Source organism: Flavobacterium sp., assembly GCF_039930565.1.
Lineage (GTDB): Bacteria > Bacteroidota > Bacteroidia > Flavobacteriales > Flavobacteriaceae > Flavobacterium.
Genome location: NZ_JBDTTP010000063.1, coordinates 1 through 24,303, shown reverse-complemented (window position 1 = coordinate 24,303; position 24,303 = coordinate 1). Strand labels below are relative to the sequence as shown.

20 protein-coding genes are annotated in these 24,303 nt (G+C 33.5%); 11 read left to right on the top strand and 9 right to left on the bottom strand.

Annotation, left to right across the window (positions count from 1 at the left end):
* Position 1: 1 nt before the first annotated feature.
* Together ABI657_RS14575 and ABI657_RS14570 are read right to left on the bottom strand one after the other, a co-directional pair.
* Positions 2-433 carry a dCMP deaminase family protein gene (locus tag ABI657_RS14575; protein WP_348097998.1) on the bottom strand — a complete coding sequence of 144 codons (432 nt, stop codon included), beginning with the start codon at positions 431-433 and terminating at the stop codon, positions 2-4.
* 4 nt (positions 434-437) lie between these two features.
* On the bottom strand, positions 438-1,031 hold the full coding sequence (locus ABI657_RS14570; RefSeq protein ID WP_348097997.1) for a HupE/UreJ family protein: 594 nt from the start codon (positions 1,029-1,031) through the stop codon (positions 438-440).
* Between the two features lie 171 nt (positions 1,032-1,202).
* Here ABI657_RS14570 and ABI657_RS14565 point away from each other — a divergent pair, with 171 nt between their 5' ends.
* Positions 1,203-1,634: a TerB family tellurite resistance protein gene (locus ABI657_RS14565; RefSeq protein WP_348097996.1), complete on the top strand. Its 432-nt coding sequence runs from the start codon at positions 1,203-1,205 to the stop codon at positions 1,632-1,634.
* A gap of 116 nt (positions 1,635-1,750) precedes the next feature.
* Here ABI657_RS14565 and fbp read toward each other — a convergent pair whose 3' ends face one another.
* Complete coding sequence (gene fbp / locus ABI657_RS14560) at positions 1,751-2,758, bottom strand: class 1 fructose-bisphosphatase (RefSeq protein WP_348097995.1); 1,008 nt, start codon at positions 2,756-2,758, stop codon at positions 1,751-1,753.
* Positions 2,759-2,928: 170 nt separating this feature from the next.
* Here fbp and ABI657_RS14555 point away from each other — a divergent pair, with 170 nt between their 5' ends.
* A complete protein-coding gene (locus ABI657_RS14555) occupies positions 2,929-3,402 on the top strand; it encodes a GNAT family N-acetyltransferase (protein ID WP_348097994.1) in 474 nt (157 codons plus the stop codon).
* 49 nt (positions 3,403-3,451) lie between these two features.
* Positions 3,452-4,711, top strand: coding sequence for an aspartate kinase (locus ABI657_RS14550; protein WP_348097993.1), 1,260 nt, complete (start codon positions 3,452-3,454; stop codon positions 4,709-4,711).
* A gap of 82 nt (positions 4,712-4,793) precedes the next feature.
* On the opposite strand, the gene ABI657_RS14545 is transcribed toward ABI657_RS14550, so the two are convergent.
* Positions 4,794-6,986, bottom strand: a complete 2,193-nt coding sequence (locus tag ABI657_RS14545; protein ID WP_348097992.1) for a TonB-dependent receptor — start codon at positions 6,984-6,986, stop codon at positions 4,794-4,796.
* A 113-nt stretch (positions 6,987-7,099) separates the two neighbouring features.
* Complete coding sequence (locus tag ABI657_RS14540; protein ID WP_348097991.1) at positions 7,100-8,161, bottom strand: helix-turn-helix domain-containing protein; 1,062 nt, start codon at positions 8,159-8,161, stop codon at positions 7,100-7,102.
* A gap of 156 nt (positions 8,162-8,317) precedes the next feature.
* On the opposite strand from ABI657_RS14540, the gene ABI657_RS14535 reads away from it, so the two are divergent.
* The 4 genes from ABI657_RS14535 (at position 8,318) to ABI657_RS14520 (ending at position 13,853) form a co-directional block, all read left to right on the top strand.
* A complete protein-coding gene (locus ABI657_RS14535) occupies positions 8,318-8,545 on the top strand; it encodes a hypothetical protein (protein ID WP_348097990.1) in 228 nt (75 codons plus the stop codon).
* Positions 8,546-8,635: 90 nt separating this feature from the next.
* Entirely contained in the window at positions 8,636-12,067 is a 3,432-nt protein-coding gene (locus tag ABI657_RS14530) for a hypothetical protein (protein WP_348097989.1), read from the top strand.
* A 62-nt stretch (positions 12,068-12,129) separates the two neighbouring features.
* On the top strand, positions 12,130-12,627 hold the full coding sequence (locus ABI657_RS14525) for a hypothetical protein (protein WP_348097988.1): 498 nt from the start codon (positions 12,130-12,132) through the stop codon (positions 12,625-12,627).
* Positions 12,628-12,776: 149 nt separating this feature from the next.
* Positions 12,777-13,853: a glycosyltransferase gene (locus ABI657_RS14520; protein WP_348097987.1), complete on the top strand. Its 1,077-nt coding sequence runs from the start codon at positions 12,777-12,779 to the stop codon at positions 13,851-13,853.
* Here the strand turns inward: ABI657_RS14520 and ABI657_RS14515 are convergent.
* The 3 genes from ABI657_RS14515 to ABI657_RS14505 all read right to left on the bottom strand — a co-directional run bounded on the left by ABI657_RS14515 (position 13,850) and on the right by ABI657_RS14505 (position 17,266).
* Positions 13,850-15,145 carry a porin gene (locus ABI657_RS14515; RefSeq protein ID WP_348097986.1) on the bottom strand — a complete coding sequence of 432 codons (1,296 nt, stop codon included), beginning with the start codon at positions 15,143-15,145 and terminating at the stop codon, positions 13,850-13,852. The two genes, ABI657_RS14520 and ABI657_RS14515, sit on opposite strands and share 4 nt — an antisense overlap.
* A gap of 160 nt (positions 15,146-15,305) precedes the next feature.
* A complete protein-coding gene (locus ABI657_RS14510) occupies positions 15,306-16,391 on the bottom strand; it encodes an ATP-binding protein (protein ID WP_348097985.1) in 1,086 nt (361 codons plus the stop codon).
* A 191-nt stretch (positions 16,392-16,582) separates the two neighbouring features.
* A complete protein-coding gene (locus ABI657_RS14505) occupies positions 16,583-17,266 on the bottom strand; it encodes a response regulator transcription factor (protein WP_348097984.1) in 684 nt (227 codons plus the stop codon).
* Between the two features lie 233 nt (positions 17,267-17,499).
* Here ABI657_RS14505 and ABI657_RS14500 point away from each other — a divergent pair, with 233 nt between their 5' ends.
* From ABI657_RS14500 to ABI657_RS14485, 4 genes are all read left to right on the top strand, one after another.
* Positions 17,500-20,313, top strand: coding sequence for a carboxypeptidase-like regulatory domain-containing protein (locus tag ABI657_RS14500; protein ID WP_348097983.1), 2,814 nt, complete (start codon positions 17,500-17,502; stop codon positions 20,311-20,313).
* A gap of 208 nt (positions 20,314-20,521) precedes the next feature.
* On the top strand, positions 20,522-21,724 hold the full coding sequence (locus ABI657_RS14495; RefSeq protein ID WP_348097982.1) for a hypothetical protein: 1,203 nt from the start codon (positions 20,522-20,524) through the stop codon (positions 21,722-21,724).
* Between the two features lie 107 nt (positions 21,725-21,831).
* Positions 21,832-22,167, top strand: a complete 336-nt coding sequence (locus ABI657_RS14490) for a T9SS type A sorting domain-containing protein (protein ID WP_348097981.1) — start codon at positions 21,832-21,834, stop codon at positions 22,165-22,167.
* A 91-nt stretch (positions 22,168-22,258) separates the two neighbouring features.
* Complete coding sequence (locus ABI657_RS14485; protein ID WP_348097980.1) at positions 22,259-23,239, top strand: acyl transferase; 981 nt, start codon at positions 22,259-22,261, stop codon at positions 23,237-23,239.
* Between the two features lie 12 nt (positions 23,240-23,251).
* On the opposite strand, the gene tyrS is transcribed toward ABI657_RS14485, so the two are convergent.
* On the bottom strand, positions 23,252-24,303 hold a 1,052-nt coding region (gene tyrS / locus ABI657_RS14480), incomplete at its 5' end, for a tyrosine--tRNA ligase (protein WP_348097979.1).

Genomic DNA, 24,303 nt, shown 5'->3' with positions numbered 1-24,303 from the left:
ATTATTCTTCTAAAACAGGAATATGTTCGACTTCGACACCTGCTTTTATTAAAAATTGGATTCCGGAATCATCCCGGTATCCATTCTGATACACCACTCTTTTTATACCTGACTGATGTATTAATTTACTGCATTCCTTACATGGGGAAAGCGTGATGTATAAAGTTGCTCCTTCGCAGGATTGTGTTGATCTCGCTACTTTTAAAATCGCATTTGCCTCAGCGTGCAGAACATCCCAGCGGGTTAATCCTTCTTCGTCTTCGCAGCAATTTTCAAATCCGGATGGGGTTCCATTATATCCATCAGAAATAATCATTCTGTCTTTTACGATTATGGCACCTACCTGCTTGCGTTTGCAATACGATAACGAGCCCCATTCTCTGGCTATTCGTAAATAGGCCTTATCGTATTTATTTAATTTTTTTATATCCATTTATTTATCTGTTCCAAATTGGACTCTCTACAATCATCGGGATGACAACTCCGATAATAAAAGCTGACATTACTAATGCCCAGTCTCGTTTTGAAAAACGAAATACGGTCTGTACTATATACGATATGATCAAAACAACAAAAACTACTATCAATTGCGCTACTTCAATTCCAAGCGCAAATTCCAATAAAGGTACTAATTTTGAGGTAGCCGTCCCTCCTAAAATAGTTTTGAAATAATTCGAAAACCCAAGTCCGTGAATAATCCCAAAAAATAACGTTACAAAAAATATCAGATTAACGCTTTCATTTTTAGATGCTTTACCCGCTGTAAAAAGATGAAAAACTGCCGTTACTAATATTGTAATCGGAATCAGAAACTCAATAATATTAGCTTTTACAGCTATAATTCCGAAAACCGAAAGCAATAAAGCCAATGTATGGCCAATCGTAAACACAGAAACCAGCAGCAAAATCCGTTTCCAATCCTTAAATCCGTACGGAATCGTTAACGCTATTAAAAATAATACATGGTCATAAGCGTGAATATCCAAAACATGCTTTAAACCAATCTGAAAATAAATCCAAAATTCTGACATGAGGTTACTTTTATTAATGATTTAAGGGGCTGTAAACTTACGATTTATTTTGAAAAACTAAGAAAGCCCCACATTAAAACAACGGATAAAAATAAGTTAAATTTTATGAGCACTTTAAATTTAATAATTTAAAATAAAATTTATCTTTGTGACATAAAAAACACTATAATTATGTCATTTTCAGATTTATTTGATAGCGAATTCAAACAAAGAAACAAAGGTCACTTTTCAGCTATTGTACGTGTAGCATTAGCCGATGGAATTGTACATCCTGAAGAAAAAAGTTTCCTGGATAAATTAGCTACTCGTTTAGAAATTTCAGAAACCGAATATGAGGAAATTCTTGAAGACCCATTTAAATATCCAATAAACCCACCTTATTTACATGTGCAGCGCTTAGAGCGTTTATACGATCTAACCAGAATGGTACATGTTGATCATCATCTTGAAGACAAGCAGGAAATAATGTTGAAAAAATTAGGAATTGCTTTAGGATTTACTCCAAGCAACGTAAATTATATCATTGCAAAAGCATTATCGCTAGTTGACAAAAAGGTAGATGCCGATACTTTTGTTTACGAAATGCAACACATGCATAAATAGTATTCAGGTTTTGGTATTCAGTTTACGTTTAAAATTTGAAATCCAAATAAATATAAACCCGGCAGGTTTTGAAATCTGTCGGGTTTGCTATTTATAATGAAACTGAAAAACTGTGACTAATTTGCTTCAGCCATAAACTCTTCTGCTTTTTCGACCATATTGTAACTTCCACAGAAGAAAGGAACACGTTCATGCAGTTCAGTTGGCTGGATTTCCATAATTCGTCCAAAACCGTCTGTTGCTTTTCCTCCTGCCTGTTCTGCAATGAAGGCCATCGGATTACATTCGTATAACAAACGTAATTTCCCTTTTGGCGCTTTTGTACTTGTCGGGTACAGATAAATACCGCCTTTTATCATATTTCGATGAAAATCAGAAACCAGACTTCCAATATATCTTGACGTGTAGGGTCTGTCTTCCTCTTCACGCTGACAATATTTAATGTAGTTTTTTACTCCTTGTGGAAAGTGAACATAATTTCCTTCGTTTACCGAATAAATATTTCCGTCAGTTGGAAATTTCATATTGGGATGCGACAGGTAAAATGTTCCAATTGCGGGATTCAGCGTAAAACCATTTACGCCATGGCCAGTTGTGTAAACCAACATTGTAGAAGTTCCGTAGATTACATATCCAGCCGCAACCTGATTTACTCCGGGCTGCAAAAAATCCTCGCTTGTAACCGGCGTTCCAATTGGTGTGACCCTTCTAAAAACAGAAAAAATAGTTCCCAGCGAAACATTCACATCAATGTTTGAAGATCCGTCAAGTGGATCCATTAAGATCACGTACTTATTATTATTACTGTTGTCGCTCCCCTTGACAGTAATATATTCGTCGTTTTCTTCAGAAGCTATTCCACAGACAATCTCACGGTTTATTAATGTCTGGATAAATACTTCATTTGCATACACATCTAATTTCTGCTGATCTTCTCCCTGAATATTTTGTTCGCCTGCGGCCCCAATTATATCCACTAATCCAGCTTTGTTTACCTTATAGTTTACGACTTTTGCCGCCAAACGTATAGAGTTGATAATTCGGGACAATTCCCCTGATGAATACTGAAATGCTTTTTGGTTCTCAATAATAAACTCTCCTAGTGTTTTATTGCGTTCTTCCATGCTATATCGTTGTAGTTTTTAGTTATAAGTCACAAATATCGCTTTTTTTGTGAGAATGATTCAAAAATTATTTCGTTAGTTTGCCAGTATTGTATATTTGCTAATGAAAAGCAAAAAGTCTCGGATAAAAAAATACTTATTTAGGCAATCACTGGTTAAAAATAGGAATTATGAATATTAGAAAAGGAAAAGCTGAAGACATGAAATCAGTTTTAGAGCTGATTCAGGAACTTGCAATATTCGAAAAAGAACCGGATGCAGTTTTGATAACTGTTGATGATTTAATGCGTGATGGTTTTGGAGAGAATCCATTATTTCATGTATTTGTGGCCGAGGTTAACCAGGAAATTGTTGGACTTGCATTATACTATTACCGCTACTCCACCTGGAAAGGAAAAACAATACATTTGGAAGATTTGATTGTGAAGGAAAAAATGCGGGGTACCGGTTTGGGATCTGCACTTTATTCTGAAATCATGAAACAGGGCAAAAAAGATAATGTGAGAAGAGTGGAATGGAATGTCCTGGATTGGAATACTCCGGCAGTACGATTTTACGAGAATTCAGGTGCAAAAATTCTCGAAGAATGGAGAGTTGTTCAAATGGATGAAGCAGGAATTAAATCGTTTTTAGAAAAATTATAAAAAACATCTTAGATTTAAAATATAAAAAAACAGCATATACAAAATTAAAATGAGAGTATTTAAATTTGGCGGTGCATCTGTAAAAGATGCTGAAGGAATAAAAAACGTATATGACGTTTTACAAAAAGTAGGTTACGAAGATGTGATTTTAGTGGTTTCAGCAATGGGAAAAACCACCAATGCCCTTGAGGTTGTTATCAAGAATTATTTTGATAAACCGGCAGAGCTGAATTCTTCTGTAGAGGAAATAAAAAAATATCACAATCAAATATTGCTGGATTTGTTTGAAGATGAGAAACACGAAGTTTTCGCTGCTGTGAAATCACAATTCTCAGAATTAGAATATTTTTTAGCGCATAACAAATCACCAAATTACAATTTTGTATATGATCAGATTGTTAGTTTTGGAGAATTGATTTCGACAACAATCCTAAGTCATTTTATGAATTTTATGGGTATTCAGACACAATGGCTGGATGTTCGTAATTTTATAAAAACCGATTCTAATTACAGGGATGCAGAAGTAGACTGGGAAACTACCCAACAAAATATCAGCAAAAATGTAAAACGTAAAATATTAAACATTACCCAGGGATTTTTAGGTGCTGACGAAAATAACTTTACAACAACGTTAGGCCGTGAAGGTTCAGATTACACTGCGGGAATTTTTGCTTATTGCCTAAATGCTGAAAGCGTTACGATCTGGAAAGATGTTCCCGGAGTTATGAATGCCGATCCCCGTTATTTTGAAAATGCAAGTTTGCTAAACCAAATTTCGTATCGTGAAGCAATTGAACTTGCTTTTTACGGAGCAACGGTTATCCACCCAAAAACATTGCAGCCTTTACAGAAAAAAGAGATTCCATTATATGTAAAATCTTTTATCAACCCATTGTTAAAAGGAACCTGTGTTTCTAAAGGGGTTGATCTGGAGCCGTATTTACCTTGCTTTATTGTAAAAAGAAACCAGTTGTTAATTTCACTTTCTTCAATTGACTTCTCTTTTATTATGGAAGAAAATATCAGTGAAATATTTGGTTTGTTCCATCAATACAAATTAAAAGTAAATTTGATTCAGAACTCCGCTATTAGTTTTTCTGTATGTATTGAAGATAAGTTTGAAAATTTTAACGAATTGAATGCGATTCTTTCTAAAAAATTTAAAGTAGATTTTACGGATAATGTAACGTTATACACTATTCGTCATTTTAACGAGCAGGCCGCAGAAACTGTTGAAGCAAACAAAGAAGTTTTATTAAAACAAGTAAGCCGTGAGACTATGCAGATAGTAACTAAAGAGCTTAATTAATTTTAAGCAGGTTATATTATTCAATTCAACATAAAAAAGGTTTCACCCAAAAAGTGAAACCTTTTTTTTAAACCATATTCTGTTATTTAGCCCTGTTATTTTCAGTCTGTTCCATTTCTGTTTTCCTGTAAGCAGATTTTTTGGAGTCCCCAAATTTACAAACAGCAGTTAACCTAAAATAATTTGTGGTATACGTTCTGTGGTAATAGATTTCTGTTTGTCCTACATTATAATCTCCGGCAACCATAAAATCGTGAAAGATATCGTTTGCTGTAAAATTTAGTTTTAAAGCATCGCTAAAAAAGTTTCTTTCGATTCCTAATGTAACTGTCGATCTGCTGTCGTCATGTCCCAGTCCGTAGCTTTTATCACCCAAATACCACGCAAGCAATTGCACTTTAACTATTTTCGGAATTGTAAAAGTAGTATTCGAATAAAGGTAAATCTGTGGTTTTACAGACCCTGAGGCATATTCGTAAAAATCATCAACAGCTTTTCTTAAAGTCATACTCACGGTATTTGTAGAATTCCACCATTTTGCAGTAACAGATCTTGAAACCGATGCAAAGTAATTGTGCTCCTCTTCTAAATTTATGCCTTTTAAAATATAATCATTCAGCCCTTCGCCACGCAGCGCAGCACCACTTATTGGATTAACTTTGTATGTGTATCCCAACTTAAAGTCGAATTTATGATACAAGGAGCCAATTTCAAAAGCATGAATCTTTTCTGGCTGTAAATTCGGGTTTCCTTCTATTTTAGTAAACGGATCCTGATAAATAACATAAGGATTAAGTGCCTGATATCTTGGCCTTGTTATTCTTGAAACGTACGAAACATGTGCTTTTAAGTCATCTGAAAAATCCATATTAAGAAGCATGTCAGGAAAAAAATCAACATAATTTTTCTTAAATTTCTGAATACCATCTGCACTCGTATACAATTCATAATTTGTTAATTCACCACGACCGCCTACTGAAAAATTATACTTCTCACCTATTCTGTTTCCATAATTAAAATAGGCTGCACTAATTTTTTCAACGTATTTAAAATCACTCGAAAGCCCATCATCAAATTCAAAATTCATATCAAACTCACTGGCCGTAAGAAAATCTGTACTGGATTTTATTGTAGCATGGCTAAACTTCGCTCCCGTTTCGAATTTTGAATCTTTTTTTATTTTTTTTGAATAATCCGCCTGAGCACTGATTATATTTATAGTACTGGTTACATTATTCTTTAAATATTTATTTGTATCAACTTCATTTACAAAACTATTTTCATTAATAAAATCTTTCACAGTTCCGTTATAATTAGAATATTGTGTTCCTATAAATAAGGCCGAATCGTTACTATCTGTTAAAACATTATAATTTAAATTAATGAACTGATTAAGCAATACGTCGTTTTTGGCAATAGCTGTAGCATAAAAACCATCGCCGGTACTATTTGCAATTGCATTTCTGCTTTCAACAACTCCTCCTAAATCTTCAATATTACCGCTGTAAGCAAGCGAAATATAATTCTTCTCAGAAAAAGTATATTGTAGTCCAAATCCAAAATTAGAATAATTATTAAACTGTCTTTTCCAATCTGTTGTCAGTTCAGATCTCATATATTCATCAGGGTCTGGCCTTGTTCTGGTTGTATATAATAATTCCCTGCCTTTGCCCAATTGCAATCCGTAATTGGTAATAAAAGAAAACTTTCCTTTAGTATAGTTAAAATCAAAAAGTGTATTGGTACTTGTTCCGGCAAATTTAGAATTGGTAATTTGCTGCGTTGCGGTTACCAGTAAGCCGTTTTCAATATTTTGCCTCGTAACAATATTGATGACTGCTTTCCCTTCGGCATCATATTTTGAGGAAGGATTCGAAATTACCTCAATCCTGACAATCTGAGAAACCGGAATTGCAGCAAAACGGTCATAATTAATCAATATTCCGTTGAGATAAATGATGGCTTCCCCTTTTCCGAGAACACTAATTTGTCCTTCTGCAATCACAACATTAGGAACCCGTCCCAATAATTCATTCACAGAAGCACTTGTTGAAAGTAACGTATTGGCAACACTGACCTCTATATTTCCATTTGCAGTATGTTTTAATAACGGCACCTGCCTTTTTACTACTACTTCATTTAACTGATTGTTATTAATATTTTTGATAATGACAGAATCCTGAACAGAATTAATCTTTACAGATTGGGCTATTGTCGTAACAGATTGAAAAATCAGGAAATAAATATAAAGGTTAACTGTAATTAGAAATCTCATAAATTTTAACGGTTAAAGGTTTGACTTTGTTTGAACAAAAGTCAGCCGTTAATTAATGAAAGAGGTAACCGAAAGAGAAATCAGGAGTACGAATTTATAAATCTGTACTTTGCTTAAGTGAGTAAAGCCTGCTGCTGATATTGTAGTGGTGTTGTTCCTGTGTGTTTTTTAAAAGCTGCAAAAAATGTAGATTTAGAGTTAAAACCGACATCATAACCAATCGATTCTAAAGTAATTTTATCATTTGATCTTATAATTTCACAAGCCTGATTTATTCTAAATTCATTCACAAAGCTAGTAAAATTTTTTCCCAGATTGGTATTTAAAAACTGAGACAATTGATGACTTGAAATATTTATTTCCTTTGACAGATCCTGTAAACTCAAACTTGAGTTTTTATACAGTTCTTTATTGTTCATTACATTTTCCAATTTTTCCAGAAGCATTTCAGCTTCTGGCTGTTCTATTTTTTTTCCTGAATTTTTCTGTCCATTCAATAAAAACAAATCATCTGTTTTCTTTCTGTACAGAAGAATTGAGATAACCAAGTAGAGAATAAATGTAAAAACAATTGCCCCACTGATATAAGTTGTAAATGGAGCATTTATAATAGCCAGAAAATAAAAAAGAAACAGTAGAAAATTACCCAGAAAAAGCATTCCGTACCACATTTCAGAAGGAGTTGTCTTATGTTTCCTGTTGCTGATTTTTTTTAATACTTCCCTAATTGTAAAACCTGAAAAAACAATGTAAATAAACCATTGCAAATAAATAGTCCTGACAAAATATCTTCCCCAAAGTTTTGGATAATCTTCATAAGGAAATGAGAGTCCAACAGTTGCTATAACTACTGCCCAGAACAAAAGTGTCCATTTCCATGATCTTGGCATCAGATTGATTTCTTCAACAGCCGATTTTAGAAAATAATACAAGAACGGGCCAATAAAAAAACAAGCCGTCAATCCAATTTGAAAATACCTTTTGGGCAGATCCGGATCAAAATATACAAATACAGATTTTCCAATTCGTATGCTCAGAGCAAATAAGAGTGCACCGAGGAAATAATTGGTAAGGTGTTTTTTCTTGGTAAAGAAGAAGAAATAGACAGCCAGAATAATTCCGTTGAAAACTCCCAAAGCACTAAAAAAGAATAAAAGTTCTTTACCTGTATCCATAATTTAAATTTATTATATTCAGGCAAAGCTAAAAAAATGATTTCGGCTGACAGCATTTTTAACTTTAATAAAAAATAAGATTATTCTTTGTTTCGAAAAATTGACTAATTTTATATTTTTTAAAAAAAAGTAACCAATATCAAATATTCCAGCAGCATGGATTACGACAACGAACCAAGTGAAGAAACCAAGAACAATTGGCATAATGATCCAAATAACTGGATCTGGGGAATTTTCTACTACAATTCAAAAGACAAAAGGATTTTCCCTCCAAAAAAAATAAAAGAATTTGGGTATACCACCAATTTTGCGAATCCTCATTCTCTTTTTGCCATAATAATTTTAATAATTACTCTTATTGTTATAGGAAAATATATGAATTAGATATCCTTTTCCAATAACAAAACTAAAATCTCACTTATTATATTTCCCAATTATAAATACTACTTTTGACATTTCAGAGTTAAAGTATGTATGTTGAAAAAATTACTGTTTTTAATGTTTTTCATCTGGTGTTCAGGGCTTCAGGCTCAGGACACGGATTCATCTTACAAAACGAAAAAGGTAATAGTAACAAGAGATACGATTCATCTGGAAAACTTCAGTATCAATTCCGGTTTTTTTCAGCTTTTAAATTCTAAAAATGAACCTATTGATTCGACTTTCTATAAAGTTGATTTTCAAAAAGGGAAGCTTCTTTTAAATGAAAAATTCACATCAGATTCAGATACTTTAATTGTTAACTATTTAAAGTATCCCGATTTTCTTACCAGGGAATACAGTATTTACAAATCGAGCCAGGTTGTAAGCAATGATGTTGGTTCTGAAAAACTATATAAAATAGACAACGCTTCTTCTAAAAAAGTAACTCCGTTTGATGGGCTGAACACTTCCGGAAGTATTACGCGTGGCGTTACAGTGGGAAATAATCAGAATACAGTTTTAAACTCCAATTTGGACCTTCAGATTACAGGAAAAATATCAGACAAAATTAGTCTTCGGGCCTCTCTTCAGGACAGCAACATACCCTTACAAGATGGCGGTTATTCGCAAAAACTGGATCAGTTCGATAATATTTTCATGGAATTATTTAGCGATAACTGGAACATTCGCGCAGGAGATGTGTTCTTAGAAAACAGGAAAACCCAGTTTTTAAATTTCAACAAAAAAGTCCAGGGTCTTTCTGCCAGTTTTGATTTTGGTGATGAAGACAATAAAACCAATGTTTTTGCATCGGTAGCTTTTGTAAAAGGGCAATATGCCAAAAGTTCGTTTATTGGACAGGAAGGCAATCAGGGACCTTATAAACTAAAAGGGCAAAATGGCGAATTATATGTTCTGGTAATTTCAGGATCTGAACGTGTTTATGTAAATGGCGTTTTGCTCAAAAGAGGTGAAAATAATGATTATGTGATTGATTATAATGCAGGAGAAATCATTTTTACATCGCTTTTCACTATAACGTCAGAAATGCGGATTAACATTGAATACCAATATTCAGACAGAAATTATAACCGGCTCGTTACATACGCAGGTGCAACGCACGAAAATAAAAACTGGAGCTTTGGCGGCTATTTATATTCTGAAAATGATATGAAGAACCAGCCGCTCCAACAGAATCTTTCTAGAGAACAGGCTCAAATTTTAAGTCAGGCAGGAGACGACATAACTTTAATGAAAACGCCATCAGCGTATGAAGACACGTATGCTGACAACAAAATTCTTTATAAAAAAAGCATTTTAAATTCAGTTGAAATTTATGAATATTCCAACAACCCGGACGATATTTTGTATAATGTCAAATTTAGTCTTGTGGGCGCAAATTCCGGAAATTATGTAATTCAGAATGCAAATTCCGTAGAAAGGATTTACGAATATAAAGCTCCTCTAAACGGAATTATGCAAGGAAATTATGAGCCTGTTGTACAACTAGTTGCGCCTATGAAAATTCAGGTCGCCACTTTTTTAGGAAAATATAATCCGGATGAGAAAACGCTGGTTGATTTTGAAATTGGAGTAAGCAATAACGATAAAAACTTATTTTCTGAAATCGATGATTCCAACAATAACGGAATCGCAGTGAAACTGAATACAAAAAAACGTCTTTTTACCAGAAACTGGACTTTGGATGGTTATGCTAATTATCAATTTGTTCAGGAAAACTTCAGATCGATTGAACGTTTGTATAATATTGAATTTAACCGCGACTGGAATCTAAACGACATTCTTCTGGGCGATCAGAGTTTACTGGTGACGGGTTTGAATTTCGATTTGTTTTCAGATAAAAAAAACACCAATATTGGTCTGTTTACTTATCAATTTGAAAAATTAGATTTTACGGAAAGTTATTCCGGAAGCCGCCATAACTCTACTACTTTCTTTAAATTCAAAAATTGGACTATCGAAAACAGAGGCAGTTTTTTGAATAGTGATGCTACAATTTCAACTTCTAAATTCATTCGAAACCTTACCAAAACCAAATATCATTTTGGCAAAAACTGGATTGGAGGCAATATTCAAATCGAGGATAACCAGGAAAAGAATAAAATTACGAATCAGTTTTCGGCACTTAGCCAGAGGTTTTCAGAATATGGTATTTTTGTAGGTCGTGGCGACAGTACAAAGGTTTTTGTTGAATTGGGTTATTTGAGAAGAAAAAATGACAGTTTGCAAAATGGCCTATTACAGCATGTAAGCAATTCACAGATGTATTTTCTGAAGTCGAAATTGATTCAGAACAAAAAAACAGATTTAGCGGTTTACGCCAGTTATAGAAATCTTGATTTTACTGATGCTTCCAAAAAAAATGAACCTTCACTAAACTCACGAATTTTGTATAACGACCGTTTTTTTAATCAATTTATTCAAACAGGAGCAGCTTATGAAACCAGTTCAGGAACTATTGCCCAACAGGAATTTACTTATGTGGAAGTTCCTGCCGGTCAGGGCGTATATGCCTGGAATGATTATAATGGCAACGGAATTCAGGAAATAGAAGAGTTCGAGATTGCTCCTTTTCCGGATCTGGCAAAGTTTATCCGCATCTTTTTACCCAATCAGGTTTATATCAAAACTAATCAGAATAAATTTTCACAATCCGTTACACTGAATCCTTTACAATGGCAAAACGAAAAAGGGTTCAAAAAACTGGCATCTTATTTTTATAATCAGACGTCTTTTATTATGGATCGAAAAGTAAAAAGTAATGGGGATAATTTTGAGTTGAATCCGTTTAGCTCATCACAGGAAAATATACTTGGATTAAATTCAAGTTTCAGGAATAGCCTGTTTTATAACCGTGGCAAACAGAAACATTCTGTAAGTTATTCTTATCTCAATAACAAAGCAAGAAATCTGCTTTCTATTGGTTCGCAAGAGGTAAAAAACAATTCACATCAATTGCAATACACGCATTTGTACCAAAAAAGCTGGCTGTTTAATTTGTTTACCAAAACAATCAAATCTACATTGGATTCTGAAGATTTTGAAGAAAAGAATTATGACTTGGAAGGTTATCAGATTGCACCAAAAATCAGTTATTTATTTTCTAAAAATACCAGCTTAGACTTTTTTTATGAACTGCAAAATAAGCAGAATCAGATTGGGAACTTTGAAACCCTGAACCAAAGCCGGCTTGGAACTTCTTTCTCTTATGCGGGAGATAAAAAAGTGACTGTAAACGGAGAGTTCTCTTTTTATAAAAATGAATTTGAAGGAAATGAATTTTCATCCGTTGGATTTCAGATGCTCGAAGGGCTTCAGGCAGGGCAGAATTTAGTATGGAAACTATTACTGCAAAAAAACATTACTCAATTTTTAGATATCAACCTGAACTATCAGGGACGAAAAAGCGAAACAGGCGTTACAGTCCACACAGGCAACGTTCAGCTTCGTGCTTATTTTTAAGCAATTACGAAAACATTAGGATAATTTGTCTACTTTTATTTCGAACTTTAATCCTTTTACCTATGAAAAAATTAGTATTACTATGTTTGATGGTTGTATTATCCAATACTTTTTACGGTCAGGAAACCGCTGCAACAACCAAGGCAAAAACAGAAGCAGCAGCCAAAAATAAAAAAGCTGCTGCAGCTGCAAAAAAAGCAGCTACAAAATCTAAAAAGACAGCAGAAAAAGCTACAGGTGAAGCAAAAAAAGCAAAAGCTGATGCCGCTAAAACAAAAAGTGACGCAGCAAAGGCAAAAAAAACGGCTAAAACAGAAAGCGTAAAAGCACAAGTAAAAAAAACAGAAGCTAAAACAGTTGAAAAATCCAAAGCGGTAAAAAAAGATGCCACTGCAACAAAAAAAACAGCAGCAAAAAAACTTAAGGAAACAAATGAAAAAGCGCCAAAAGTAGCTGATAAAATTACCGGCGAATACAATGGAAAAAAAGTGTATACGGGACCAAGAGGCGGTAAATACTACATTAACTCAAACGGAAACAAAACATATATTGAGAATTAAGCAGCAAAATAACTTATAAAACAAAAGACCAGACGTACAGTTTGGCCTTTTGTTTTTACACTAACCCATTAATAACTTAATCATTTCGTAATATCTTTGAAAGAGATTAAAAATGCTATTTAAGTATCTTCGTTCGAAAACCATTCAATATGAGTATCGATTATTCTTCGAATAAAACAATTTTAATAGCTCCATTAAACTGGGGATTAGGTCATGCAACCAGATGCATTCCTATAATTAAGGCTTTACAGGATAATAATTACATCCCGATTATTGCTTCTGATGGTATTGCTTTAGAATTGTTGAAAAAAGAATTTCCGTATATACAGACATTAGAATTGCCATCTTACCATATTGAATATGCTAAAAATGCCAAAAACTTCAAATGGAAACTGATTAAAAACCTGCCTAAAATGATTATTGCCATTTTGGATGAAAAAAAAATGGTGAACTCCTGGATAAAAAAACATGATATTGACGGTATTATTTCAGATAACCGATTAGGGGTTTTTAGTAAAAAAGTACCTTCTGTATTTATCACGCATCAATTAAATGTGATGACAGGAAATACAACAAGATTTACAAGCAAGTGCCATCAGTACTTTATAAAGAAATATACCGAATGCTGGGTTCCGGATACTGATGCAACTCCGAATTTAACAGGCGATCTTGGACATATTAAAAGCAATAACCTAAATTTAAATTACATTGGGCCTTTAAGCAGAATGCGTAAAAAAGATATCCCAAAAATGTATGACTTAATGATTATTTTATCTGGTCCTGAACCTCAGCGTACGTTCCTTGAAGAAAAATTACAAAAAGAAATTGTGAATTATAACGGTGATGTTGTATTTATAAAAGGTGTAGTAGAAAAAACACAAATTAAACAACAAGTTAAAAACGTGACCTATTATAACTTCATGAATACTAAACAGTTGGAACAGACTTTTAATGAAAGTGATTTGGTTTTATGCCGATCGGGTTATACAACTGTTATGGATTTAGCCAAACTAGAAAAAAAAGCTTTTTTCATACCTACTCCAGGACAATATGAACAGGAATATCTGGCGATAAAATTACAGGAGGAGCAATTAGTACCGTATGCTACGCAAAACGACTTTACGATTGAAGATCTTTCAAAAGTAAAATCGTTTAAAGGTTTGTCTCAATTTAAGAATACTATCGACTGGGATACTTTGTTTTCTGTTTTTGAGAAAGAAAATTAAAAATTAAACTGCGCCTGTAATCTTAATAAATTGCCTTGTTGCCTGTTGATTGGAAGCGCGCTGTCTTCAAAAGTCCTGTCGGCAATAACGTATTCTGCTGTTAGCTCGAATGCTTTTATGGGTTGCCATTCAACGCCAATTTCATAATCTCTGACGACATAGCTTCTGGCATCTTTTTCGTATTTTTTCCCTCCATCGTAATATTGAAATTTGGCAAAAGGATAGATATGCTGTTTTTTGATGTCCAATTTATAGTTTAATAAAACGTATCCTCCATTTAAATCTGTTTCATCAATATTTTTTGTTAATGTATTGTAACGAGGACCTGTACCAAAATTATATTCAGTCTGAATTCCGAAAGGTTTTGGATACAAAACGAAGGTTGCCCCTATTCGCTGATCCTTTATATATTGCGGATCAGCAACAGTAATTCCGGATGAAACTTCTCCGGTAAAAGCCCATTTTCCTGTGTAGGCCTGAATTCCGGGCTCAATAATCTGGTTTCCAATTACAAAAGGATAAGTAGCTCTTGCTACTACATTCAAATCTCTGTTTCCATCTAATTTATTTGCGATTTGTCCATTGTAAACGCCAAAAGCAAAAACGCCAAAATCGCCAGAACCTTTATAACCATCTTTTACTAACATTGCGAAACGTTCCCTGATTTCGGCTGGAGCCCAATAAAAGAACATACCCAAATCACGTTCATTTGCAATTGAACTATTCATGGCATCGTTACGATCTAAAGCTAAACGCTGAGAGCTGGACTGCATGTTTTCAAATCCGTATGGAATTTTACTTTGCCCAACCCGAAGACGATATTCTCTTTTTTTATCGAATGAAAGGTCAAAATATAAATCCCGAATCTGAACAAAATTTTGAATTCCGGTACTTGGTGAACTGGCAAAATCAGGTTGAAAATAGAAGAATACATTGGGATGAACCTGACCCGAAAACACTAATCGGGCACGGCGAATAAAAAGACCGTTGTTTGCTTTTGCATCCGCTGCTGTTGAGGTTGTTCCCCATGATTTATCACATTGTTCGCAGGAAACCTTATCATTTGTAGAAAACAAGCCATTGTATCTAATTTGTGCAAAACCTCTTAAAGAAATTCTGTCATACCAATGTTCTTCTTTACTATCTCCAGACTTGGCATCAGGAAGTTTTGTTTTATTGATAGAGTCCAAAATGCGGATTACTTCATTTTTTACTTCCTGTTTATTTAAATCTTGTGCATTTACAGCACAGGTAAGCAGTAAAAGTACCGCAATTATTTTACTTTTTATCATTTTCTAATGCCCCTTAATTTCAAGGTGCAAAGATGAATCACCTATGTTAAGAAATCATTAACAAGATGTTACCATAATAAGAAGAATTGTTTAGAAATAGTTACGTAATTATGAAATGACCTGAAAAATAATATTTTTTGGCACTTCACAACAACAAAGCTTACAATTTTTTAACCTCCGGTTTTTGTATTTTTTGTGCTTTTTCAAGTGTAAAAGAGAATTCAGAGCCAATTCCGAACTCACTTTCTACATATACTTTCTCTTTGTGAGCTTCGATAATATGTTTAACAATTGCCAAACCTAAACCAGAACCCCCTTCAGATCGTGTTCCGCTTTTATCAACTCTGTAAAAACGTTCAAAAAGTCTTGGAATATTTTGTTTCTCTACACCCTCACCATTATCGCTAATCCTGATAAGGACTTTTTTCTTGGTAAGGTTTACAACACCAACCTCTGTCAGACCCCCTTCTTTTCCGTATTTAATAGAATTCACAAGTAAGTTCTCTAAAACCTGCTGTATTCTGTCCTGATCTCCTTTTACAATTAAAGATTGTACATTTTTACTTTCAAAGGCTAATTTTATTTTCTTGTGGTCAGCTTTCATTTCCAATAAATCGAAAACATTCTGAATCAGTTCAACAATATTAAATTCGGTGAAATTCAAATCTAAATCTCCGGACTCTAATTTGGTAATCATATCAAGATCTTCTACAATGTAAATTAGGCGTTCTACTCCTTTTTCAGCACGTTTCAGATATTTTTTTCGGATTGTTTTATCGTCCATCGCACCATCAAGCAAAGTAGACACATAACCCTGAACTGTGAATAATGGTGTTTTCAGTTCGTGAGAAACGTTTCCCAGAAACTCCCTTCGGTATTGCTCCCTGATTTCGAGCATTTCAATTTCGAGTTTCTTATCCGTGGCAAATTTTTTCACTTCACGTGAAAGCGTTTCCATATCAGTAGTTATGGGCTGATTGATCAGTGTCGTAGATTCTAGTAAGGAAACATCATCGTAAATTTTCTTCACCCTTCGGTAAATAAATCGTTCCACACGATACTGTACTACTAAAAAAGAAAAAACATAAACTGAAATAATAAAAATTATTCCAAACCAAAACTGATATTTTAGTTGATTTTTGTAAAATATATTCATTAGCAGCAATACAAATCCTGTAGCGAAGAGACTTATATAAAGTGCTGACTTTATAGCAAACTTGTAAGTTTTTTTGAAATTTATTTTCATAAAAATTTTAAAATAATAAACAATTAAGGGATTATTTTTTCACCATATAAGTGATATAAGTTCATTTAAAAAAGCCAATCTTTTTCAAATTTAAAATTTTGAAAAAGATTGACTTGAATAACAAAAGTACAAATACTATAATTTAAAATGAACTTATATCACTTATATGATTCAGTTTTTATATTGAATGTTTAAACTTCAAATTTATAACCAACTCCTTTGATGGTTTTGAATAGGTCTTCGCCAATTTTTTCACGTAATTTTCTGATGTGAACATCAATAGTTCTTCCTCCCACTACAACTTCATTCCCCCATACTTTATCAAGAATTTCATCTCTTTTAAATACCTTTCCGGGTTTTGAAGCCAGTAGATAAAACAATTCGAATTCTTTTCTGGGAAGTGAAATTTCAAGATTATCCTTAATAATTTTATACTCTTCACGATTGATTTCGATACCACCAACGTTTAAAGTGTCGCTGACCACTTCCTGTTCTTTTAATCTTCGTAACAAAGCCTTTACTTTACTGACCAGCAATTTTGGTTTTATTGGTTTGGTAATATAATCATCCGCACCAGCATCGAAACCAGCTACTTGTGAATAATCCTCGCTTCTTGCCGTTAAAAATGTTATGATAACGTTATTTAATTCAGGAATTTTTCTGATGTGTTCACAAGCTTCCATACCATCCATTTCAGCCATCATGACATCCATAATAATTAAATCCGGTAATTCTTTCTGAGCTTTTGCTATTGCGTCTTTTCCATTTGAGGCAGTTACAATCTGGTAGCCTTCCTGAGCAAGGTTATAACCCACGATTTCTAAGATATCCGGCTCATCGTCAACTAATAAAATCTTTGTTTGTGTTTTTTTCATAAAAATAGCAAAAATTGAGTTTTCTCATCAAATTTCTTCTTTACAAAATCTGATGGTTTTTAATTGCGATGGTAAATATAATAATAAATCGAGCGTTAAAAATTGCTGTTAACGGTAATTTAATCTGGTAACAATTTGATAATCTACAACACACAAAAACATAACAAGTGCCTAACATGAACTTTACACTGTGTGCATTTCTTTGCACAAAAATAAATCAAACACAACACAGAATGAAATTCAATTTAAAATTTCTAATTATTACGTTATTTATTTGTGCTATATCGACAGCGCAAAACAAAGGTACAATTTCTGGGGTTTTAACCGACAAAGAAATGAATAATGAAGTTTTACCTTTTGCAAATATTTTAATTAAAGGTACCAACATTAGCACTAATACTGATATTGACGGAAAATATTCATTAACAGTAAATCCGGGAAGCTATACTGTTATTTTTAGTTTTGTTGGTTATGAATCTGTAGAAACACCTGTAACTGTTAAAGCAAACGAAACTGTAACTGTTAATCAGGTACTTTCATCAGGAGGTTATACGCTTCAGGATGTAGTGGTAAAAAACACAACAAGCCGGGAAAAAGAAACTGCTCTTTTATTGGAACAAAAAAATGCTGTTGTTATTAAACAAAGTATTGGTGCACAGGAAATGTCCAGAAAAGGGGTTAGCGATGTTGCGGAAGGTTTAACTAAAATTACCGGAATCACTAAAGTAGATTCCCGTGGAATATTTGTACGTGGACTGGAAGACCGATATAATAATTTATTGATTAATGATTTGGCTTCACCATCAAACAGCCCATTCACTAAAGTCATTGCTTTGGATTTGTTTCCAACAAATATTGTTGGAGTAATTGATGTGTACAAAACATTTAATCCAAATATATATGGTGATTTTGCCGGAGGTACTTTCAATATTCAAACTTCAAAACCAACAAAAAGTATTACTAAAATAAATATTGGAGCAGGTTATACAACCGGAAACAGTCTTAAAGATTTCCTACTATCATCTGATGCTGATACAGCAGCAGGCTTTTTAGGATTTAATGGTAAAGACAGAGAATTACCAGGTTTTCTTGGAAATCAGGCAACAAGACAAACTTACACAACAGATCAGGCATTAAATTCAGTAAGTGGCAATAAAGGTTTTAACGCTAGTCAAACAAAATCACCTTTAAATTCAAGTTTAAACTTATTGCATGCTGAAAAATTTAATTTAAGCAACGATCGTACCTTATCTTACTTATTGTCTATCAATTACGATAATAATTTTGCGATAAGAGAAGGGGTTGACAGAACTATCGATTTACAGTCTTCAGGATCTAAGTATATAAACAACTTTATCACCACTGAATATCGTTTTAAAACCACAAACTCAGCATTAATTGGTTTAAACTACAGCGCTGAAAGACTTAAACTATCGTTCAACACATTATACATCAGAACTAACTTAAACTCTATAAAAGACCAACAGGGACCTTCAGGAGGTACAGCTGCTGAAAATGGAATTATACGCACGAATCAGTTAGACAAAAGTGATTATTTAAATGGCCAATTATTAGGTGAATATGCATTAACCAAAGACAAAAATCAAACTATCAAAGCTGGAGCTTCATATGCAATCACAAAATTTGAACAACCAGATAGAAAGTTTTTCACAGGTCTTAAAACTGGTGATAATTTGATAAGCTCATCTTATGGAGGAAATAATTTCCTGCGTCAATATTTAACTGTCGATGGTAATTCATTTTATTCAGCATTAGTAGAATATAATTTGAAATTCGGAAAAAATGACAAACAAAACAAATTAACCGTTGGATACAATGGCAACGGATCTATGATGGAATCTTCATACCGTTTTATTGCAAGTACCGGTAATAATGGTTTTTCTTCAAGCATAAACAATATAGATACTCAAATAACAAACGACATTTCAGCTAATAACATGTCTTTTAGCGAAAACTCTAATGCTACTTACAAAGTTAAACTTGACGAAATGGCTAATGCAGGGTATGCTAATTTGTTTTTAAAATTTGGAGAGAAACTTGAAGTAAACGCAGGAATTCGATTTGAAAGCACTCTTAAAGAAACTCATTACAGAGGATTAGGTACCTTTGATGCTCCTTTCCATATATTAAAATATGATAACGCCTATTTCTTACCTTCATTAAATTTGAAGTATTTGTTGAGTGACGCAGCTAACATTCGTTTTGCAGCAAGTAAAACATACACTAAACCAGTTATCATGGAGGCTTTCCCAATATCTTTCATCAATGCTGACGGAACTTCAACTCAAGGAAATCCAATTTTGAAAAACAGTGATAATTACAATTTTGATTTAAAATATGAATTATTCCCAACTTCAAAAGAAATGATTGCTGTTGGATTATTTGGAAAACACCTTATCAATCCGATTGAAAAAACTTTCATCTCAAACGCAACCACAGGAACAGTTACTACTTTTCTAAATTCGGACAGCGCCGACTTATTTGGAATAGAAGCTGAATTTCTTATTGGATTAGAAAGAATTAACGAAAGCTTAAGTGCTTTTTCATGGGGATTAAATGCTACAGTAATGTCATCAAAAGTTACTGTAAGCCCTACTTTTGAATCTATAGACGAGGACGGAATCATTACTGTAAAACCTTCTATCGAAACGCATCAATCAAGATCATTGCAGGGAGCATCAAACTGGTTAGTAAATTCGGATTTGAAATATGAATTTAATTTCAGCAAAGACTGGTCGAACACTGTTTCATTAGTATATGGTGTTTTTGGAAAAAGAATATATGCTGTAGGAACCAATGGACAAGACCATGTCTATGAGTTGCCTGTACAGCAATTGGATTTTGTATGGGGAAGCAAAGTTTCTGAGCACTTTGATGTAAAATTCACCGCCGATAACATTTTAAATTCATGGAGAAAACGTGAATTTGGAAACGAAGGAACTATAAAAGTAGATGAAGAATCATTATTGGCTAATAGTTATAAAAAGGGAATCGGATTTTCATTAAAACTTGGATATACTTTTTAGAACCCAAGAAAAAATAATTATTAAAAGCTCCATTTTTGGAGCTTTTTTTATATACAATCAAATTGAGTTTAAAATTAAGACAACAAAAAATACATAACATTCTCTTCACATTAAACTTTTGTTTTGGTAACCGTAAAGTAATATTGAGATAACCCATAACTTGAATTAAGCCTATACATTTGTCAAAATAAAATCAAACAACACACTTATGAAAACAAAATTTTTAGCTTTAGCACTTGTAACAGGGTTATTCTTAAATTCATGCTCAAGCAGCGACGATCCAACTCCAGTTACTCCTCCTGCTACTGGTGAAATTAGTGGTCCAATAACTAAGGATATTACTTATGCTTACGGAAACTATACATTGAAAGGAATTGTAAAAATCAACTCTGGTGTTACTGTAACTTTTGATGCAGGGTCTACAATCACAATTGACAAAGCAACAGGTGACAACGCATTAGTTGTTTTACTTGGGGGAAAATTAATTACAAAAGGAACTGCTGACAAACCAGTAGTATTTACAGAAAAATCAAAAATTCCAGGATCTTGGGGAGGAATCATAATGTATGGTGATGCTCCTGTAAAAGTAGCTGGTGGAGGATTGACTTCGACATCTGAAGACGGAAACAACATCTCTTACGGATCATTAACTCCAAATTCAGCTCACAATGGTGGTTCATTAGTATATACAAGAGTGGAATACGCTGGTTCAAAATTAGCTGACGGAGCAAAAGAAAACAATGGTTTTACTTTCTACTCTGTAGGTTCAGGAACAACTTTAGATCACTTAGTATCTTACAAAGGTGCTGATGACGGATTCGAATTCTTTGGAGGAACTGTAAGTATGACTAATGCTATTTCTTATGGTAACTATGATGATTCATTTGACTGGCAAGATGGATGGCAAGGTCAAACAAATACAAACTGGTATGCTTACCAAGTTGATAAAGGAAACTATGGTATGGAAATTGAAGCTTCTTCAAATGACAATGCGTTTTTTCCAAAAGTAACTAATATCACTCTAAAAAGAGCTGCAGGTACGGTTACAGAAGAACAAAAAGAGATTCAATTGGACGCTTTTCAATTTAAAAAAGAAGGAAATGGAGATTACAGTAACATCGTAATCGATGGTTATGTTAGTCAAACTACTCCTACTGCATTTAATGGTGGTGTACTACAAGTACTAGACAAAGTTACTTACGATCACCAAATTGCAGGTGGAAAAATCAAATTAAGCAACGTAAAAATCAATAACTCTCCTATTATCTTCATTTCAGGACAAGCTACCTTTACATTATCTGCAGCTAGTTTTCTTCCTGCAACAAACTGGACAGTTAGCACTACTGCAACGGGAGCTTCATTAACTCCTGGAGCATGGGCGACAGTTGACGGTGTTAACTTGATCAAATAATTTACTCACATACAAAATGTTAAAAACATCCTAAATATTTAGGATGTTTTTTTTTGGTGTAGTTTTTGAAAACTTTTTTTGTATATTTACTCAACCAAAATAAAGCGATGGCAAAAAACTACTTTTATATAACATTCTTACTGGCTTTTTTCTTTACTGTAAGCGTATCTGCGCAAGACAGTAAATCAACGCCAAAAACTCAAGGAACTACTATAGAGGGTTTAAGCTTGTACCCAAATCCTGTGCTGAATGGTAAAGTATATATTTCATCTAAAAATGATTTAGAAAAAGAAATTACTATTTTTGATATCTTAGGTAAAAAAGTACTTCAAACACATCTTAGCACAAAAGAATTGAGTATTCCAGATTTAACTCCTGGAGTTTATATCATAAAAATAATCGAACAAAATAATTCAGCTACACGAAAGTTAATCGTTCGATAAAACATAAAAATTTACATAAAGCTCCAATAATTTGGAGCTTTTTTATTGCTTTTACTTCCTGCAATTATTTATACCTTTGCACAAAAAAGTTTTGATTACAGCAACAGATATATTCACTATTTCAAGTCAGAAACAATTTGAGAAAACAGCACTAAAAGTATTTCGTTTTCAGCACGAGAATAATAAAGTATATCGTAACTTCTGTGATTTTTTAAAGATCAATCCACAACAGGTAAAATCTTTGGAACAAATTCCGTTTTTACCCATACAGTTTTTCAAAACCCATAATGTAGTTTCGAATACGAATCCTGCAGAAGTAACTTTTACCAGCAGCGGGACTACCGGAATGATTACCAGCAGACATTTGGTAACCGATGTTTCCCTTTACGAAGAAAGTTACCGAAATGGATTTTCCCAATTTTACGGCAATATCGAAGATTACGTCGTTTTAGCCCTTTTGCCCTCTTATCTGGAACGTGATGGGTCTTCATTAATTTATATGGTCGAAGATTTAATAAAGCTGTCCAATCAGTCTGAAAGCGGGTTTTATTTACACAATCACGATGACCTAATTAAAAAGCTGACCGCTTTAGATCAATCTGGGCAAAACGTCATTTTAATTGGTGTGACCTATGCTTTATTAGATTTGATTGAAAAACATCAATTCAGCCTTCAGAATACCATTATTATGGAAACCGGAGGAATGAAAGGCAAACGCAAGGAAATGATTCGGGAAGAATTGCACGAGCAGCTTTGCAAAGGTTTTGGCGTATCTTCTATCCATTCAGAATACGGCATGACAGAACTTTTGGCGCAAGCCTATTCTTTAGGCGAAGGTGTATTCGAATGTCCCTCATGGATGCATATTTTAGTCCGTGATCCTGAAGATGCGCTCACTTATGTAAAAGATGGAAAAACCGGAGGCATCAATGTTATTGATTTGGCTAATATCAATTCCTGCTCTTTTATCGCCACGCAGGATTTAGGCAAAAAAAATCCCAACAACTCTTTTGAGGTATTGGGACGTTTTGATAATTCTGATATTCGGGGTTGTAATTTGATGGTTTTGTGATCAAAAAAACATTTAGTCATTCTCTATATTTATCACGAAATATTTTTTCTTTTTACCAAACTGAACTAAAATATATTTATCAAAAAACACATCATTTAAAGTTAGTAAACTTTCAACCTGAATCTTTTCTTTATTTACTGCTACTGCATTACTTGCAAGAGCTTTTCTGGCTTCTCCTCTGGATGGAAAAATTTTAGTTAAATCCGACAATCCTAATACAGCATCAATTCCATTTGTTAAATCAGACTTTTTGATAACTGGCTGATCAAATTCAGAAAATATATCTGTAAAAAACTCCTCTCCTTCATTTACTAAATCATCAATTGAAAAATTTGAAAAAACAAATTCAGATTTTTTTATTGCATCGTCTAAAGCTTCTTTTCCATGAACAAAAACGGTAATTTCTTCAGCTAGTTTCTTTTGCAAAACTCTTAAATGCGGAGCTGTTTTGTGCTCTTCGATTAAAGTGTCAATAGTTTCTTTATCTAAGAAAGTAAAGATTTTAATATATTTTTCAGCATCAACATCTGTTGCATTTACCCAAAACTGGTAAAATTTATAAACAGATGTTTTATTAGCATCCAGCCAAACATTTCCACCTTCGGATTTTCCGAATTTAGATCCGTCTGCTTTTGTTATTAATGGTGTTGTAAGGGCGTATGCTTTTGCATTTTCGCCTCCCATTCTGCGCACTAATTCTGTTCCGGTAGTAATATTCCCCCATTGGTCAGAACCTCCCATTTGCAAAAGGCAACCCTTATTTTTATATAAATGATAAAAATCATAACCCTGAATTAGTTGGTACGTGAATTCTGTAAAAGACATTCCTTCTCCTTCTCCGCTCAGTCTCTTTTTTACAGAATCCTTCGCCATCATATAGTTTACGGTGATTCGTTTTCCAACTTCACGGGCAAAATCAATAAAAGAAAATTCTTTCATCCAGTCATAGTTGTTTACCATCACCGGAGCATTTTTATCCGAAGAATTAAAATCTAAGAAACGGGACAATACACTTTTGATTCCGGCAACATTTTTAGCCAGAGTTTCTTCGTTCAGTAAATTTC

Coding starts and splice junctions, on each gene's coding strand:
- ABI657_RS14505 (WP_348097984.1), bottom strand. CDS start 17,266: ATGAAAAAAACACAAACAAAGATTTTATTAGTTGACGATGAGCCGGAT.
- ABI657_RS14565 (WP_348097996.1), top strand. CDS start 1,203: ATGTCATTTTCAGATTTATTTGATAGCGAATTCAAACAAAGAAACAAA.
- ABI657_RS14490 (WP_348097981.1), top strand. CDS start 21,832: ATGGCAAAAAACTACTTTTATATAACATTCTTACTGGCTTTTTTCTTT.
- ABI657_RS14525 (WP_348097988.1), top strand. CDS start 12,130: ATGAAAAAATTAGTATTACTATGTTTGATGGTTGTATTATCCAATACT.
- ABI657_RS14515 (WP_348097986.1), bottom strand. CDS start 15,145: ATGATAAAAAGTAAAATAATTGCGGTACTTTTACTGCTTACCTGTGCT.
- fbp (WP_348097995.1), bottom strand. CDS start 2,758: ATGGAAGAACGCAATAAAACACTAGGAGAGTTTATTATTGAGAACCAA.
- ABI657_RS14510 (WP_348097985.1), bottom strand. CDS start 16,391: ATGAAAATAAATTTCAAAAAAACTTACAAGTTTGCTATAAAGTCAGCA.
- ABI657_RS14550 (WP_348097993.1), top strand. CDS start 3,452: ATGAGAGTATTTAAATTTGGCGGTGCATCTGTAAAAGATGCTGAAGGA.
- ABI657_RS14535 (WP_348097990.1), top strand. CDS start 8,318: ATGGATTACGACAACGAACCAAGTGAAGAAACCAAGAACAATTGGCAT.
- ABI657_RS14530 (WP_348097989.1), top strand. CDS start 8,636: ATGTTGAAAAAATTACTGTTTTTAATGTTTTTCATCTGGTGTTCAGGG.
- ABI657_RS14545 (WP_348097992.1), bottom strand. CDS start 6,986: ATGAGATTTCTAATTACAGTTAACCTTTATATTTATTTCCTGATTTTT.
- ABI657_RS14555 (WP_348097994.1), top strand. CDS start 2,929: ATGAATATTAGAAAAGGAAAAGCTGAAGACATGAAATCAGTTTTAGAG.
- ABI657_RS14575 (WP_348097998.1), bottom strand. CDS start 433: ATGGATATAAAAAAATTAAATAAATACGATAAGGCCTATTTACGAATA.
- ABI657_RS14520 (WP_348097987.1), top strand. CDS start 12,777: ATGAGTATCGATTATTCTTCGAATAAAACAATTTTAATAGCTCCATTA.
- ABI657_RS14540 (WP_348097991.1), bottom strand. CDS start 8,161: ATGGATACAGGTAAAGAACTTTTATTCTTTTTTAGTGCTTTGGGAGTT.
- ABI657_RS14495 (WP_348097982.1), top strand. CDS start 20,522: ATGAAAACAAAATTTTTAGCTTTAGCACTTGTAACAGGGTTATTCTTA.
- ABI657_RS14570 (WP_348097997.1), bottom strand. CDS start 1,031: ATGTCAGAATTTTGGATTTATTTTCAGATTGGTTTAAAGCATGTTTTG.
- ABI657_RS14500 (WP_348097983.1), top strand. CDS start 17,500: ATGAAATTCAATTTAAAATTTCTAATTATTACGTTATTTATTTGTGCT.